A 15694-nucleotide genomic window follows, 5' to 3' on the forward strand; every position below is an offset into this window, starting at 1 on the left:
GCCGTCGAGCGCGGGCCGGTGGGGGGTTTTCGGCCGTACGGTCGGACGGGATCAGCGGAAAACATCGGTCAGTTCAGCAGACTGCCCTGGAGCTCGGCGCGGAGATCCGGGGTGAGGACGTTGCCCGCGCGGTCGACGAGGAGGGCCATCTCGTAGCCGACGAGGCCGATGTCGCACTCGGGGTGCGCCAGCACGGCCAGCGAGGAGCCGTCGGAGACGGACATGATGAAGAGGAAGCCTCGTTCCATCTCCACCACGGTCTGGTTGACGGCGCCGCCTTCGAAGATGCGGGAGGCCCCGGCGGTCAGCGAGGTCAGGCCGGAGGCGACGGCCGCCAGCTGGTCGGCGCGGTCCCTCGGGAACCCTTCGGACATCGCCAGAAGGAGTCCGTCGGCGGAGACCACGACGGTGTGGGACACCCCTGGGGTGTTCTCCACGAAACTGGTGATCAACCAGTTCAGGTTCTGCGCCGCCTGGCTCATCGGACTCAACTAACGCTCCTGCTGGTAATTGGTGGGGTCAACGGTGTGGTTGCCCGTGGTCGAGGTGTTGCCGGCCTGACGCCCCTGCTGGATGCCCCGGCGGAGGTTGGTCAGACGGCCGCGCACGTCGTCGGGTGCACGCGAGACCTGCGGGCCGACCTGCTGGATCGGCTGCGTCGCCTGCGCGGCGCCCTCGACGAGGTTCGCCTTGGGGACGCGGCGCGGCAGCCCGGAAGCGGTCTTGCCGCCCGCGGAGGGCTCGCGGACCTGTTCGGCCCGGCGCCACGTCTCGTCGTTGGGGGACTGGCGCCAGTTGTCGGCCGGGGCCGGCTGGGCCGGCTGGGCCTGCTGGGGCTGCTGGGTCTGAGGCGCCTGACGGGTCTGCGGGACCGGGCGGGCCTGCGACGGCCGGGTCGGCCGGGTCGGCCGGCCTGCCTGCGGGGCCCGCGGGGCCGCGCCGAGCGGGCCGCGCTCCGGATCCTGGAGGGACTGGCGCGGCTGACGCTTCGGCAGGCTCTGGCCGGAGGACGCGTCCGGGGTCTGCTCCGGTGCGCCGGCCTGACCCTCGTCGGCGGCACCGCGGAACCAGTTGGACTCCAGCTCCTCGAACAGCGGCGAGCTGTGCCCGGACTCACGGAGAACCGGCTGGGCGAACTGACCGGTGGTGCTGGTCAGCGGGTCCTCGTCGAGCTCCGGGCGGTCGTACTGGCCGGAGGTGCTGTTGGGCGTGTCGCTCTGCACGGGGCGGGCGTACTGGCCCGACGTGCTGTTCGGGGCCTCGTCCTGCACGGGGCGGGCGAACTGGCCCGACGTGCTGCCGGGTGCCTCGCCGTGGGCGGGGCGGTCGTACTGGCCGGAGGTGCTGTTCGGCGTGTCGCCCTGCACGGGGCGGGCGTACTGGCCCGACGTGCTGTTCGGCGCGTCACCGTGCTGCGGCCGGTCGAACCCGCCCGCGGTGCCCCGGGGCTCCGGAGCCGACCCGATCGCCGGGAACTGGGCGGTGTCGCCCGGCCCGGCGCTCGGCAGCGCGGGGCGCGACGCGGGGAGCTGACCGGTGCTGAACTGACCGGTGCTCTCGACGTCCTCGTGACCGCGGGGGCTGTCCTGCGCGGAGCGCGTGGAGCCGCCGTCGGACACCGGCCAGTCGTCCACGGGGGCGGCCGGCGCCTTCGGAGCACGGGGCGCGGCAGCGGGCTGCTCGCTGCCCCAGCTCGGGGCCTGGCGGGCCGGAAGCTCACCGGCACCGTTGCCACGGCCGGACTGACCGGGCTGGCCGGGCTTGCCGGGCTGCTGCTGCCCGCCGCGGCCGCCGCCCTTGCCCGCCTGGGGCGGGGGCGGTACGGCGGCGGGGCCGCCGTTGCCACGGGTCGGCAGCGCGGGGCGGCCGCCGGGGCCCTGGGCGGGCGCACGGTCCGCACCGCCGCGCGGCGCGGTGTCGAAGAGGCTGCCCGCGGCGGGGTTGGCACCGCCGCCGGGCGCCGGGGCGGGACGCGTCGGCAGACCGCTGTCGGCCGCACCCTGGCGCGGGGGCAGCGCGGGGCGCTGCTGGCCGCCGCCGGCCGGCACCTGACGGCGCGGCGCGGAGCCCGCGACGCCGGGGTTGCCGCCCGGGCCGCCGGGCGCACCGGTGCCGCCGGCCGGGGGCACGGCGCCGGGCATCGGCTTCTTGCCGCCCTGGGCCACGTCCACCGGCAGCATGACGAGCGCGGTCGTACCGCCCGAGTCGGACGGACGGAGCTGGATGCGGATGCCGTGTCGCAGGGACAGGCGGCCGACCACGAACAGACCCATGCGGCGCGAGACCGAGACGTCCACGGTCGGCGGGCTGGCGAGCCGCTCGTTGATGGCCGCCAGGTCCTCCTGGGAGAGGCCGATGCCGGTGTCGTGGATCTCGACCAGCACCCGCCCGTCGGGCAGCGCGTGACCGGTGACCTTGACCTTGGTCTGCGGCGAGGAGAACGAGGTCGCGTTCTCGAGCAGCTCGGCGAGGAGGTGCACGAGGTCATTGACGACGCGGCCGGCGACCTCGGTCGGCGGCACACCGCTCAGCTCGATGCGCTCGTACTGCTCCACCTCGGATGCGGCGGCACGGAGCACATCGACGAGCGGGACGGGGCGGGTCCACCGGCGGCCCGGCTCCTCGCCCGCGAGGACGAGGAGGTTTTCGCCGTTACGGCGCATGCGGGTCGCGAGGTGGTCGAGCTTGAACAGCGAGGACAGCTGGTCCGGGTCGGCCTCGCGGCTCTCGAGCTCGGAGATGAGCGAGAGCTGACGCTGGATGAGGCCCTGGCTCCGGCGCGAGAGGTTGGTGAACATCGCGTTGACGTTGCCCCGCAGAAGGGCCTGCTCGGCGGCGAGGCGGACGGCCTCGCGGTGCACGTCGTCGAAGGCCGCGGCCACCTTGCCGATCTCGTCGCGGCTGTGCACGCCGACGGACTCCACGGACGTGTCGACGTCCTGCGGGTCGGTCTCGGACAGCTGCTTGACGAGCTCGGGGAGGCGGTCCTGGGCGACCCTCTGCGCGGTGTCCTGCAGACGGCGCAGCGAGCGCACCATGGAGCGGGCCACGACGAAGGCGCCGACGAGCGAGATGCCCAGAACGAGGATGATCAGAACACCGTTGAGGATCGCGTCCTGCTGGGCGTCCTCACGCAGCTCGAGGGCCTTCTGCTCCATCTGGGAGAGCAGGGTCTGCTCGATCTTGGACATCTCGCCGAGCTTGACCGACGCCAGGTCGTACCAGTCCTTGTAGGACTTCGGCTCGCTCTTGAGGCCGTCGGGCTTGCTGAGGACGCGGTCGGTGTAGGTCTTGGCGGTCGTGATGTCCGCGTTGCCGCCGTTGATCGCCTGCAGCAGCTGCTGGGAGTCGCCGCCGCGGATGGCGATGAAGCGGCGGATGGCCTCGTTCTCGGCCTCGTACGCCTCGTGGCCGTACTGCTGGTCGTTGCCCGAGAGGTACGGGCCCTTCTTGTTGGCGAGGGCGGCGCTGATCACGGCGCGCTGGATCGACGCGTACTCCTTGGCGGCGGAGAACGTCGCCAGCGCGCGCGTGCTGGTGATCATTTCGGGGTTGCTGGTCGCCTGGGCCATGTCCTGCGACAGCGAGAGCAGCGAGTTGATCAGGCCGTCGTAGTTGTTGACGGTCCGGGCGATGTACTCGGGCTCGTTCTTGTACGCGTTGTCCCGGACGTCCTGGATCTTCTTCAGCTGCCGGCTGATGTCGACCAGGGTGGTCTGCACGCCGTTCATCGTCGGGTCGGTGGGCTTCACGCCCTGGGTGGCCCCGGTGAAGGCGCTGATCGCCTGGTTGGTCTTCTCCCGCGACGCGGTGACCGCGTCGTCGTCGCGGTACCCGTAGGACAGCGGACCGGCGGACTTGTCGCGCTCCTCCTGGAGCGCGTTGGCGAGCAGGGTCGCGCGACCGGTCATCTCCGTGAGGAGCTTCATGTGGTCGAGCTGCTCGACGTTGTTGAGCGCGTCGTTGATGCGCAGGCCACCCAGGGTCGTCGCGGCGACGACGGGCAGGGCCAGCAGGGACACGAGGCGGGTACTGATGCGCCAGTTGCGCAGGGCTATTCGTGAGCCGGGCCCACCGGGCAGCTTGGCCTTGTTCGCCTTGGCCTTCGCCTTTGACGTGGCCTGCTGGCGGTCTGCGGAACCGTCGCCCGCCGGCCCTTCGGCGGGCGTGCCGCGGTCGTTCGCACCGCGCGGCTCCGGCTCCGCCGCAGCGCTGCCATCCCTCTTGAAACGTCCCTGCACTAGCGTCGCAACCTCTGGACCAGGCGCCCCGCCGGTCGAAGGCGGGACGGTGTCGAGTCGTGGGGGGACCGCGGTTGCCCCCTGGCGGTCCGTGGAATTCCAGCACAGTGCCAGATCTCCAACAAGGCCGGTGCACCCCACCCGTACCGGCATCACGCTCAGTGCCGGAAATCGTCACGGGGCGTAGAGGACCAGGGCCTTTATAAAGGGCATAGGTGGGCAAGTTGGCCGGTCGGCAAGGAGGCTCGTCCGGTGTCCCAGATTCCATGATCAGGAGCGGAACGTCAGGTTCAGCCCTGCAATGTCCGTTTCGTGAAAGCCGGAAGGCCGCCCGCTATGCGGCATTTTTCGGCGCTCTCGTGAGCAAACTCACAAGTGAGTCAGGACTTCTCCCGCGGACGCGTGGGGATAGGCGCGCCTAGCCTGTTCCTTTACGCAGGACGCGAGAACACCCCCCGCGCACCCAGCGCACCACGACACCGCGAGGCAGCAAGTGAAGACCAGCACGACGAAGCTGACGTCCCGGAAGGCGACCCCGAAGGCGAACCGGAAGACCGCCAACCCGCGCCGCACGACGCTCGTCCACCTCGAGGACAGCGCCTCCCTGCGGATCGCCGAGGCCGTCGCCCACGCCACCGAACTGCCGCAGGTCACCGCGAACCCGCGCCGCACGGTGCTGATGACGGCACCCGTCGTCGTCATCCCCCAGGACTGAGCGCCGCTCCCACGGGGCCGGCCGCCCGGTCCGGCCCCGCGGATCCGTCGCGCACGGGCGGCCGGCGGCCCCCGCGATAGCCTGGGGTGTCAGACTCCGGCCGGATCAGATAAGGGGCAAAAGCTTCCCGTGCGCATCGCCAGGTTCTCCATCGACGGCAACGTCGGCTACGGCGTCGTGGAGGGGGATGCCGCCACAGAAGGCGGCCCCGTCCTCGACATCATCAAGGGCATCCCCTACGGCGACTTCGAGCGCTCCGGGACCAAGGTCCCGCTGGACAAGGTCCGCCTGCTCCCGCCCGTGCTGCCCAGCAAGGTCGTGGCCATCGGCCGCAACTACGCCGAGCACGCCGCGGAGCTGGGCAACGAGGTCGGCGACCTCCCCGTGGCCTTCCTCAAGCCCTCCACCTCGGTGATCGGCCCGGGCGGCGCCATCGAGTACCCCTCCTTCTCCAGCGAGCTGCACCACGAGGCCGAGCTGGCCGTGGTCATCGGCCGCATGTGCCGCGAGGTCCCCCGCGAGCGCGTGAAGGACGTCATCCTCGGCTACACCTGCGCCAACGACGTCACCGCGCGTGACGCCCAGCAGCGCGAGAAGCAGTGGGCCCGCGCGAAGGGCTTCGACACCTCCTGCCCGCTCGGCCCCTGGATCGAGACCGAGCTCGACCCGTCGGACCTCGGGATCATGTGCACCGTCAACGGCGAACAGCGCCAGCTGGGCCGCACGGCCGACATGGTGCGCTCCGTCGAGGACCTGATCGTCCACATCACCGAGGCGATGACGCTGCTCCCCGGCGACGTCGTCCTCACCGGCACCCCGGCCGGGGTCGGACCCCTGAACGTCGGCGACGAGGTCGCCGTCACCATCGAAGGCATCGGCACTCTCACCAACAAGGTGATCAAGCGTGGCTAACGCGACCCCCCGCGTACGTTTCTGTCCCTCGCCGACCGGCAACCCCCACGTGGGCCTGGTCCGCACCGCCCTGTTCAACTGGGCGTTCGCCCGCCACCACGGCGGCACCCTGGTCTTCCGCATCGAGGACACCGACGCGGCGCGCGACTCGGAGGAGTCGTACCAGCAGCTGCTCGACTCGATGCGCTGGCTGGGCTTCGACTGGGACGAGGGCCCCGAGATCGGCGGCCCCCACGCGCCGTACCGCCAGTCGCAGCGCATGGACATCTACAAGGACGTCGCGCAGAAGCTCCTGGACGGCGGCTACGCCTACCGCTGCTACTGCACCGCCGAGGAGCTCGACGAGCGCCGCGAGGCCGCCCGCGCCGCCGGCCGCCCTTCCGGTTACGACGGCCAGTGCCGCGTCGTCTCGCCCGAGCAGCAGGCGGCGTACGAGGCCGAGGGCCGCGCCTCCATCGTCCGCTTCCGGATGCCGGACGAGGCCATCACCTTCACGGACATCGTCCGCGGCGAGCTGACCTTCACCCCGGAGAACGTGCCGGACTACGGCATCGTCCGGGCCAACGGCGCGCCCCTGTACACGCTCGTCAACCCCGTCGACGACGCGCTGATGGAGATCACCCACGTCCTGCGCGGCGAGGACCTGCTCTCCTCCACCCCGCGCCAGATCGCCCTGTACAAGGCGCTGATCGAGCTGGGCGTCGCCAAGCGCGTCCCCGAGTTCGGCCACCTGCCGTACGTGATGGGCGAGGGCAACAAGAAGCTCTCCAAGCGCGACCCGCAGGCCTCCCTGAACCTCTACCGGGAGCGCGGCTTCCTCCCGGCGGGCCTGCTGAACTACCTGTCGCTGCTCGGCTGGTCGCTCTCCGCCGACCAGGACATCTTCTCGATGGAGGAGATGGTCGCGGCGTTCGACATCAAGGACGTCAACGCCAACCCGGCCCGCTTCGACCTCAAGAAGGCCGAGGCGATCAACGCCGACCACATCCGCCGGCTGGACGTGAAGGCGTTCGCCGAGGCCTGCGAGCCCTGGCTGCAGGCCCCGCACGCCCCGTGGGCGCCCGAGGCCTTCGACCGGGCCGCGTGGGAGGCCATCGCCCCGCACGCCCAGACCCGCCTCACGGTCCTCTCCGACATCACCGCCAACGTCGACTTCCTCTTCCTCGACGAGCCGGCCGAGGACGAGGCGTCCTGGGCCAAGGCGATGAAGGAGGGCTCGGACGCCCTGCTGCGCACGGCCCGCGCCAAGCTCGCGGACGCCGAGTGGAACGCCGACGCCATCAAGGCCGCCGTCGTCGCGGCGGGCGAGGAGCACGGGCTGAAGCTCGGCAAGGCCCAGGCCCCGGTCCGGGTCGCGGTCACCGGCCGTACGGTCGGCCTGCCGCTGTTCGAGTCCCTGGAGGTCCTCGGGCGCGAGCGCACGCTCGCCCGCGTCGACGCGGCGCTGGCGAAGCTCACCGCCTGACGCACGGCCTAAGCTCACCGCCTGACGCACGGCCTAAGCTCACCGCCTGACCCACGGCCGGAGCTCACCGCCTGACGCACGGCGCTCACGGGGCCCGGCAGCCTCTTCCGAGGCTGCCGGGCCCCGTCGCGTCCGCACAGGGGCGTCTATCGATTTTGGCGCCCCGTCCTCCTTCGGGTAATGTTCTTCCTGCGCCGCCCGAGAGGGCCGAGAGGCCGGAGCGGAGGGCGCAAGCCGGACAAGCCCCCCTGACGGGGGTGGAGTTACGGTGGGGTATGGTGTAATTGGCAGCACGAGTGATTCTGGTTCACTTAGTCTAGGTTCGAGTCCTGGTACCCCAGCAAGAGAAATTCTTCGCTGAAATTCTCTCGCAAAACTACTGATAAAGTAGGAAGCGCGCGAAAGCGCAAAAAGCGAAGTGCAAGCCCCCGTTGTGTAGCGGCCTAGCACGCCGCCCTCTCAAGGCGGTAGCGCCGGTTCGAATCCGGTCGGGGGTACAGATTTCCGCTCAGGGGGACCTGGGGGAGATCGCTGGGGCCCCCGTTGTGTAGCGGCCTAGCACGCCGCCCTCTCAAGGCGGTAGCGCCGGTTCGAATCCGGTCGGGGGTACTGGTTATAAAACCACCATGGGCTATGGTGTAATTGGCAGCACGAGTGATTCTGGTTCATTTAGTCTAGGTTCGAGTCCTGGTAGCCCAGCGCAGATTGCTTTTCGAGTCTGCCGAGCAAAACAAAAGCAAGCCCCCGTTGTGTAGCGGCCTAGCACGCCGCCCTCTCAAGGCGGTAGCGCCGGTTCGAATCCGGTCGGGGGTACCACAGAGAGAATGCCTCCCGCATAGGCGGGGGGCATTTTTTCATGCGGCCTTCCATGCGCCCCGGCCCGGCCCGATAATCCCCTCATGGCCCATCCCCGCGGCGGCCGCTGCCGGCTCCGCCGCGCCACGAAGCCCTGCCCGCCGCGGAGTTCGGGCACCGGCGGGGCGCCGGAGTTGCGTCAGCACGACATCCGTCGCCGCGAGCCCGCCGCACTGGACGCCCTCGCAGCGGCCCATTCCAGGAGCGTCGAAGTGGATCCTCTCGTCCGCACGGCCGAACTGACCGTCGTCCCCACCGTCAGCCCGCCGGGCCTGCGGATCGTAGGGGTGGTCGACGCCGACTCGCACCGCCACCTCAGGGACGCCCTGCAGTCGGTGGCCTCCGTCCGCGGCGACCTGTGCCTGGAGATGTCCCGGGTGGAGTTCCTGGACCTCGCGGGGCTGCGGCTGCTCATGACCTTCGCCAGGGCCCGCGCCGCCCGCCACTGCACCGTGGAGCTGGCCGGGGTGCCTCCCCACCTGCTGCAGGTCATCACCCTCATCGGGTGGGACAGCACACCCGGCCTGCGGCTGGGGGCCGCGCATGGCTGCTGACCGCGCCGGCCTGGCAGGGTTCGCCCACTACGCCTGCCTGTACGGCTCCGACGCGGAGTTCCTGGCGATGGCGGTGCCCTTCGCGGAGGACGGATTCGCCGCCGGGGAGCCCGTCCTCGCCGCCACGACGCCCGCCAACATCGAGCTGCTCCGGGAGGCCCTGGGGGAGGGCGCCCACCACCTCGACACGGCCGAGACCGCCTACTTCGGGCGCCGCCCCGTCGAGCGGGTGTCCGCGTTCCTGCGCTACCACGGGCGCCGCGCCCGCCCCGGGCGGCGTACGCGGATCATCGCCGAGCCGGTGTGGGGCGGCCGGTCCGCCCGCCAGACCGCCGAGTGGAAGCGCATGGAGTCCGGGCTCAACGTGCTCCTCGCGGACCTGCCGGTGTGGATGATCTGCCCGTACGACACCCGCGTCGTCCCCGGGGACGTGGCCGAGGCCGCCGTGGCCACCCACCCCGTGCGCCTGGACGGCGAGCGGCAGACACCCTGCGACGCCTACGCCGACCCCGCGGCGTACGCCGCCGCGGTGCAGGGCCCCGCCCCGTGCGGGCCCCCCGCAGCGCGTGGCACGGGGCCCACGGCCGACGTCCCGGAGCTGCGCCGCCTCGGCCGCGAACGAGCCGCCGGCGCGGGCCTGACCGGCGACCGGCTCGCCCTCGCCGAACTGGCCGTGCACGAGGCCGCCACGTACCTCCTGGCCCCCGAGGGCGCCCGCCTCACGCTGCGGGCCTGGGAGGAGCCGGGCGCCGTGGTGTACGAGCTGCGGCGCACGGGGCCGGACGCTGCCGCCGTGCCGCCGTTCGCGGGGTACCGCCCGCCCGCACCGTCCTGCGACGCGCAGGGGGCGGAGGACGGCCTGTGGCTCGCCCGCAGCCTCGCCGACTTCGTGGACGTGAGCACACGGGGGCCGGAGACCGTCCTCACCCTGCGCATGGCGGGCCCGGGGGACGCGGAACGGCTGTGAGGGGCCGGGGGGGGCAGGGGGCTGAGGGCTGAGGGATGGCGTCGGGGCGTGAGGGGAGGGGAGTGAGGGCATGGGGCGCCGCCTCATGCCCGGCCCCGCCCCGTGCGGCCCTGCCCCATGCGGCCCTGCCCCATGCGGCCCCGCCCCATGCGGTCGCGCCCCGTGCGACGGCGCCCCGTGCGGCGGCGGAGGCCGGCCGGGGCCCCGCGCCTCAGGCGGGGCTCTCGCCGCCGGTGAAGCGCCGGGCGGACTCCTCGGCGTGCGCCAGGCGGCGCAGGCTCAGCAGCACAGGCTCGTAGAGGACGGTCAGCGCGACAGCCGCCTCGACCTGGGCGGCCGGCGTCGGCTCCTCCTCGATGAGGTCCAGGTCCGTGACCGCCAGCCGGGCCGCGAGCCGCCCGTACGGCAGCAGGTGGGCCACGCCGCACGGGTACCCGAGGCGCCTCAGCGCGGCGACCGCCGCGACCAGCGTGCGGTAGGCGGGGGAGAGGTCCGCGACCTCCTGGTCGTACCGCCAGCCGAGGTGCTCCAGCAGCGCGTCCACGGTGCGGCCCGCGGCCTCGGCCGCAGGGTCGTCGTCCACGGCCGCCTCCCGGCGGTGCGCCAGCGCAGACGTGGCCGCGCCGAGTCTGCGGTGGTGCTCCAGTGAGTCGTCCTCGGCGGCGGCGATGACCTCGCGCGCGGTGGCCACGGGCACCTTGCCCAGCTGGATCAGCGCCCGCACCAGGCGCAGTCGGCGTACGTGCTCGTCGCCGTACTCGGCCTGGGTGGCGGAGATCCTGCGGCCGGGCTGGAGCAGCCCCTCGCGCAAGTAGTACTTGATCGTCGCGGTGGACACACCGCTGCGTTCGCTCAGTTCCGCCAGTCGCATGTCCGCTTGCGCCCTTCATCGGAGAGTGGCACTATCCAAGCATGGATAGCAGCACTATCCAATGTGCTGTTCATAGTGACTGGGGGGGAGCTCTCATGGGTGCACGACCGATTCCTGGACGGGTCACCGCCGCGGCCGAGGGGGACGTGGTCGTCTTCCTGATCGGCATGCGGATCAACAAGTGGCGAGCAGTGCACCACTGGCTGCCCGTCCTCAATGCGATGCCGCGCATGCTCAAGGAGCTCTCGCGCGACCCGGACAGCGGGCTGCTGGGCTTCCGGTCGCTCGCGAGCAGCTTCGGGGACCGGACCATCGTCCAGTACTGGGAATCGCGAGAGAAACTGCTCGCCTACGCCGCCGATCAGAGCAAGCAGCACCGCCCCGCGTGGGCGGCGTTCAACCGCCGCGCGCGGGGCAGCGAGGGGAGCGTTGGCATCTGGCACGAGACGTACGTGGTGCCCGCCGGTTCGTACGAGTCGATCTACTCCGGCATGCCGGCGCACGGGCTCGGTGCGGCCTACGGCACGGAGCCGGTGGCGCGCCGCGGGGAGCGCGCGGCGCAGCGGTTCGCGAGCGCCTAGGGAACGGCGCGTACGGCACAAACGGCGCGAAGCGGCGCACGGGGCGGGGGCCCCGTGCGCCGCTTCGTCGTTTCCATCCTTGCTCAGCCGTTGCGGCGCAGCGCTTCCGTCAGGCGCACCGCGGCGTCCAGCACCGCCTGGGCGTGCATGCGGCCCGGGTGGCGCGTGAGGCGCTCGATCGGTCCGGAGACCGAGACGGCGGCGACCACGCGGTTGGAGGGCCCGCGCACGGGGGCGGAGACCGAGGCGACGCCCGGCTCCCGCTCGCCGATCGACTGCGCCCAGCCCCGGCGCCGCACGCCCGAGAGCGCCGTCGCCGTGAAGCGGGCCCCCTGCAGGCCGCGGTGCAGCCGCTCCGGCTCCTCCCAGGCCATCAGCACCTGAGCCGCCGAGCCGGCCTTCATGGGCAGCGTGGAGCCCACCGGCACCGTGTCCCGCAGGCCGGACAGGCGCTCCGCCGCGGCCACGCAGATGCGCATGTCGCCCTGGCGGCGGTAGAGCTGCGCGCTCTCGCCCGTGACGTCCCGCAGGTGGGTGAGCACGGGGCCCGCCGTGGCCAGGAGTCTGTCCTCGCCCGCCGCGGCCGCCAGCTCGCTCAGCCGCGGTCCGAGGATGAACCGGCCCTGCATGTCCCGCGCCACCATCCGGTGGTGCTCCAGGGCCACCGCGAGCCGGTGCGCCGTCGGGCGCGCCAGGCCCGTGGCCGTGACGAGCCCGGCCAGGGTCGCCGGCCCGGACTCCAGCGCGCTCAGTACCAGAGCCGCCTTGTCGAGTACTCCCACGCCGCTCGAGGCGCCACCAGTGTTGTCCATGCAACGATACTTGCGTCTCACACTGTGAAACGCAAGTTCAATTTTCCCGGAGAAGCGCCAACCTGGACGGAGAGCACCCACAGGCACACGAATGTGACCGGCGACGACGCCGGCCGGAGGGACAGCGATGGGACGCACACTCGCGGAGAAGGTCTGGGACGACCATGTCGTCAGGCGCGCCGAGGGCGAGCCCGACCTCCTCTACATCGACCTGCACCTGCTGCACGAGGTCACCAGCCCGCAGGCCTTCGACGGTCTCCGCAAGGCCGGCCGCCCCGTGCGGCGCCTGGACCTCACCATCGCCACCGAGGATCACAACACCCCGACCCTCGACATCGACAAGCCCATCGCCGACCCGGTCTCGCGCACCCAGCTGGAGACGCTGCGCAAGAACTGCGCCGAATTCGGCGTCCGGCTGCACCCGCTGGGCGACGTGGAGCAGGGCGTCGTCCACGTGGTGGGACCGCAGCTGGGGCTGACCCAGCCCGGCACCACCGTGGTCTGCGGCGACAGCCACACCTCCACCCACGGTGCGTTCGGCGCGCTGGCGTTCGGCATCGGCACCAGCCAGGTCGAGCACGTCCTCGCCACCCAGACGCTCCCGCTGGCCCCGTTCCGCACCATGGCGGTGACCGTCGACGGCGAGCTGCCCGAGGGCGTCACCGCCAAGGACCTGATCCTCGCCGTCATCGCCCGCATCGGCACCGGCGGCGGCCAGGGCTACGTCATCGAGTACCGCGGCACGGCCATCGAGCAGCTCTCGATGGAGGCCCGCATGACCGTGTGCAACATGTCCATCGAGGCGGGTGCCCGGGCCGGCATGATCGCGCCCGACGAGACCACGTTCGCCTATCTCGAAGGCCGGCCCCACGCCCCCCGCGGGGCCGACTGGGACGAGGCCGTCGCGTACTGGCGCACCCTGCGCACCGACGACGACGCCGTCTTCGACCACGAGGTCGTCATCGACGCCTCCGAGCTCTCCCCGTTCGTCACCTGGGGCACCAATCCGGGGCAGGGGGCGCCCCTGTCGGCGCACGTTCCCGACCCGGCCTCCTACTCCGACCCCTCCGACCGCTTCGCCGCCGAAAAGGCCCTGGAATACATGGGGTTGACGGCAGGTCAGCCACTGCGCGACATCCGGGTCGACACCGTGTTCGTGGGCTCGTGCACCAACGGCCGGATCGAGGACCTGCGCTCCGCCGCGGCCGTCCTGGAGGGCCGCCGGATCGCCGACGGCATCCGTATGCTGGTCGTCCCCGGCTCCGTCCGGGTGGCCCTGCAGGCCGTCGACGAGGGGCTGGACAAGGTCTTCACCGCGGCCGGCGCCGAGTGGCGCCACGCGGGCTGTTCGATGTGCCTCGGCATGAACCCCGACCAACTGGCGCCGGGCGAGAGGTCCGCATCGACCTCCAACCGCAACTTCGAGGGCAGGCAGGGCAAGGGCGGCCGCACCCACCTGGTCTCGCCCCAGGTGGCCGCCGCCACCGCCGTGGTGGGCCATCTGGCCTCCCCGGCCGACCTGCCCGGCCCGGCCGGCGCGTCCGACGTCCGCACTCCCCTGGGGGCCTGAACAGCCATGGAAGCCTTCACCACGCACACCGGCCGCGCCGTACCGCTGCGCCGCAGCAATGTCGACACGGACCAGATCATCCCCGCGCACTGGCTCAAGAAGGTCACCCGCGACGGCTTCGAGGACGGGCTCTTCGAGGCGTGGCGCAAGGACCCCGAGTTCGTGCTGAACCGTCCCGAGCGCCGGGGGGCCAGCGTCCTGGTGGCCGGTCCGGACTTCGGCACCGGCTCCTCCCGTGAGCACGCGGTCTGGGCTCTGCAGAACTACGGCTTCAAAGCGGTCGTCTCCTCGCGTTTCGCCGACATCTTCCGTGGTAACTCGCTCAAGAACGGACTGCTGACCGTCGTCCTGCCGCAGGAGACCGTCGACGCCCTCTGGGAGCTGACCGAGGCCGACCCGGCCGCGGAGGTGACCGTCGACCTCGTGGCGCGCCAGGTCCGGGCCGGCTCGATCACGGCTGATTTCGACCTTGACGAGAACGCCCGGTGGCGCCTCCTGGAGGGGCTCGACGACATCGGCCTGACCCTGCGGCACGAGCCCGACGTCGCCGCCTTCGAGGCCGGAAGGCCTTCTTTCAAGCCCTCCACGGCCCAGATCTGACACGGATTTCGCGCCCCTTCGGGCGCCCGGAGCGACGCTCGGGGGACCCCGGATTTTCGCTGCTCACCAAGGGTTTGGCATGATGCGCCCCCTGTCTTCGGACAGGGGGCGCATCGCTCTGTTGAGGCCCTGTGAAGCGACAACTCGCCTCAGATGGCACAATCGGTGCATGGAACGCGACAGCCAACTCGAGCTATACCGGCTCGTCGCGGACCGACTCAAGGAAGCGCACTCCCGGGTGCGCGCACTGCAAGTCCCGGAGGGCGTACGGATGGCGCTGTCCCGGAAGCTGCTGGCCATCACGGCCGCGGCGAAGCACGATCTCTCAGGCGCCGCAATGCGTCTGGACCGGCTGATGAACGACCTCGACGAGGGCCGTTTCCCCGAAGAGCCCGACCGTGACGGAACTCCGTGATGGTCGAGTTCGTTGCGGCACAAGGGTGATTAGACCGTTTCGTGTTTGATTTGCGGTATATATCTGCCTAACGTGCGAAAAGGCTGGAGCGCATTCGTTCCAGCAATGTCTCCGAAGGGGAAGACGTGAACAAGGCGCAGCTCGTTGAAGCGATTGCCGACAAGCTCGGCGGCCGTCAGCAGGCCGCAGACGCCGTCGACGCGGTGCTCGACGCGATCGTCCGTGCAGTCGTCGCGGGTGACCGGGTCTCGGTCACCGGCTTCGGTTCGTTCGAGAAGGTCGACCGCCCGGCCCGTTACGCCCGCAACCCGCAGACGGGTGAGCGCGTGCGGGTCAAGAAGACCTCGGTGCCGCGCTTCCGCGCGGGTCAGGGCTTCAAGGACCTGGTGAGCGGCTCGAAGAAGCTGCCGAAGGGTGGCGAGGTCGCCGTCAAGAAGGCGCCCAAGGGCAGCCTTTCGGGCGGCAAGGTCACCGCCAAGGCCGCGGCCAAGAAGGCCACCGCCAAGAAGGCGACGGCGAAGAAGGCCACCACGGCCGCCACCGCCAAGAAGGCCGCCGCGAAGAAGACCACGACGGCGAAGAAGACCACGGCCGCCGCCAAGAAGACGACGGCGAAGAAGGCGACGGCGAAGAAGGCCACCACGGCCGCCACCGCCAAGAAGACCGTCGCCAAGAAGGCCGCCCCGGCGAAGAAGGCCACCGCGGCCACCGCCAAGAAGGCCGCCGCGAAGAAGACCGCCCCCGCCAAGAAGGCCACGGCGACCAAGGCCACGACGCGCAAGACCACCACCGCGCGCAAGACCACCGCCAAGAAGACCGCCGCCAAGAAGTAAGGCAGCGAACGGCGTCACGCGCCGGGCCGGGCTCCCCTCGGGGAGCCCGGCCCGCGGTGCGTCTGCGCGCCGGTCAGAGCGTCTGCAGCGTCACCAGTGTCACGCGGCGGCCCTCCGGGGCCCCCTCCGCGCCTGCGGCGCCCTCCGCGCACTCGATGCGCACGCGCTGGCCCGGCCGCAGCAGGCGCAGGCCTCCCGCGTCGAAGGCCGCTGCGTCGAAGGGCAGCGGGGTGCCGTCGTCCAGGAGCACGCTCCCGGAGCGCGTCTGAGGGTCGAAGGTGTAAGCGGTGGCCTGCATGTCAG

The 15694-nt window shown here is 71.6% G+C and carries 15 protein-coding genes and 5 tRNA genes; 15 read left to right on the forward strand and 5 right to left on the reverse strand.

Annotated features, from left to right (window positions below):
• Positions 1–68: 68 nt before the first annotated feature.
• Entirely contained in the window at positions 69–491 is a 423-nt protein-coding gene (locus FGW37_RS23145) for a roadblock/LC7 domain-containing protein (RefSeq protein ID WP_179082803.1), read from the reverse strand.
• Positions 492–4241 carry a nitrate- and nitrite sensing domain-containing protein gene (locus FGW37_RS23150; protein ID WP_179082804.1) on the reverse strand — a complete coding sequence of 1250 codons (3750 nt, stop codon included), beginning with the start codon at positions 4239–4241 and terminating at the stop codon, positions 492–494.
• A gap of 493 nt (positions 4242–4734) precedes the next feature.
• Here FGW37_RS23150 and FGW37_RS23155 point away from each other — a divergent pair, with 493 nt between their 5' ends.
• The 10 genes from FGW37_RS23155 to FGW37_RS33000 all read left to right on the forward strand — a co-directional run bounded on the left by FGW37_RS23155 (position 4735) and on the right by FGW37_RS33000 (position 9709).
• Entirely contained in the window at positions 4735–4956 is a 222-nt protein-coding gene (locus FGW37_RS23155) for a hypothetical protein (RefSeq protein WP_425506581.1), read from the forward strand.
• A 129-nt stretch (positions 4957–5085) separates the two neighbouring features.
• Entirely contained in the window at positions 5086–5868 is a 783-nt protein-coding gene (locus FGW37_RS23160; RefSeq protein WP_179082805.1) for a fumarylacetoacetate hydrolase family protein, read from the forward strand.
• Entirely contained in the window at positions 5861–7333 is a 1473-nt protein-coding gene (gltX, locus tag FGW37_RS23165; RefSeq protein ID WP_179082806.1) for a glutamate--tRNA ligase, read from the forward strand. Before FGW37_RS23160 ends, gltX begins: the two co-directional genes overlap by 8 nt.
• 269 nt (positions 7334–7602) lie before the next feature.
• Positions 7603–7674 (forward strand) — tRNA-Gln (locus tag FGW37_RS23170).
• Between the two features lie 83 nt (positions 7675–7757).
• A tRNA-Glu gene (locus tag FGW37_RS23175) sits at positions 7758–7830 on the forward strand.
• A gap of 39 nt (positions 7831–7869) precedes the next feature.
• Positions 7870–7942 (forward strand) — tRNA-Glu (locus FGW37_RS23180).
• An 18-nt stretch (positions 7943–7960) separates the two neighbouring features.
• A tRNA-Gln gene (locus FGW37_RS23185) sits at positions 7961–8032 on the forward strand.
• Between the two features lie 41 nt (positions 8033–8073).
• Positions 8074–8149, forward strand: a tRNA-Glu gene (locus tag FGW37_RS23190).
• Between the two features lie 83 nt (positions 8150–8232).
• Positions 8233–8742 (forward strand): STAS domain-containing protein, encoded by a 510-nt coding sequence (locus tag FGW37_RS23195; RefSeq protein WP_179082807.1) that lies wholly within the window; start codon positions 8233–8235, stop codon positions 8740–8742.
• Entirely contained in the window at positions 8732–9709 is a 978-nt protein-coding gene (locus FGW37_RS33000) for a sensor histidine kinase (RefSeq protein ID WP_218650596.1), read from the forward strand. The genes FGW37_RS23195 and FGW37_RS33000 overlap by 11 nt, the downstream gene beginning before the upstream one ends.
• 211 nt (positions 9710–9920) lie before the next feature.
• Here FGW37_RS33000 and FGW37_RS23205 read toward each other — a convergent pair whose 3' ends face one another.
• Positions 9921–10580, reverse strand: a complete 660-nt coding sequence (locus FGW37_RS23205; RefSeq protein ID WP_179082808.1) for a MerR family transcriptional regulator — start codon at positions 10578–10580, stop codon at positions 9921–9923.
• Positions 10581–10675: 95 nt separating this feature from the next.
• On the opposite strand from FGW37_RS23205, the gene FGW37_RS23210 reads away from it, so the two are divergent.
• Positions 10676–11161 (forward strand): DUF4188 domain-containing protein, encoded by a 486-nt coding sequence (locus FGW37_RS23210; RefSeq protein ID WP_179082809.1) that lies wholly within the window; start codon positions 10676–10678, stop codon positions 11159–11161.
• Between the two features lie 83 nt (positions 11162–11244).
• Here FGW37_RS23210 and ndgR read toward each other — a convergent pair whose 3' ends face one another.
• Positions 11245–11973, reverse strand: a complete 729-nt coding sequence (gene ndgR / locus FGW37_RS23215) for an IclR family transcriptional regulator NdgR (RefSeq protein WP_179082810.1) — start codon at positions 11971–11973, stop codon at positions 11245–11247.
• Positions 11974–12100: 127 nt separating this feature from the next.
• Between ndgR and leuC the strand changes: the two genes are divergently transcribed.
• From leuC to FGW37_RS23235, 4 genes are all read left to right on the forward strand, one after another.
• Positions 12101–13543 (forward strand): 3-isopropylmalate dehydratase large subunit, encoded by a 1443-nt coding sequence (gene leuC, locus FGW37_RS23220; protein WP_179082811.1) that lies wholly within the window; start codon positions 12101–12103, stop codon positions 13541–13543.
• Between the two features lie 6 nt (positions 13544–13549).
• Complete coding sequence (leuD, locus tag FGW37_RS23225) at positions 13550–14143, forward strand: 3-isopropylmalate dehydratase small subunit (RefSeq protein ID WP_179082812.1); 594 nt, start codon at positions 13550–13552, stop codon at positions 14141–14143.
• A gap of 169 nt (positions 14144–14312) precedes the next feature.
• The gene (locus FGW37_RS23230; protein ID WP_058046443.1) at positions 14313–14558 is read left to right on the forward strand and encodes an SCO5555 family protein; all 246 of its coding nucleotides are present in this window, start codon (positions 14313–14315) and stop codon (positions 14556–14558) included.
• 125 nt (positions 14559–14683) lie between these two features.
• Positions 14684–15391, forward strand: coding sequence for an HU family DNA-binding protein (locus FGW37_RS23235; RefSeq protein WP_179082813.1), 708 nt, complete (start codon positions 14684–14686; stop codon positions 15389–15391).
• Positions 15392–15464: 73 nt separating this feature from the next.
• On the opposite strand, the gene FGW37_RS23240 is transcribed toward FGW37_RS23235, so the two are convergent.
• On the reverse strand, positions 15465–15689 hold the full coding sequence (locus FGW37_RS23240) for a hypothetical protein (RefSeq protein ID WP_179082814.1): 225 nt from the start codon (positions 15687–15689) through the stop codon (positions 15465–15467).
• Positions 15690–15694 lie beyond the last annotated feature (5 nt).

The organism is Streptomyces rectiverticillatus (assembly GCF_013394065.1).
In the GTDB taxonomy this organism is placed as follows: Bacteria; Actinomycetota; Actinomycetes; order Streptomycetales; family Streptomycetaceae; genus Streptomyces; species Streptomyces rectiverticillatus.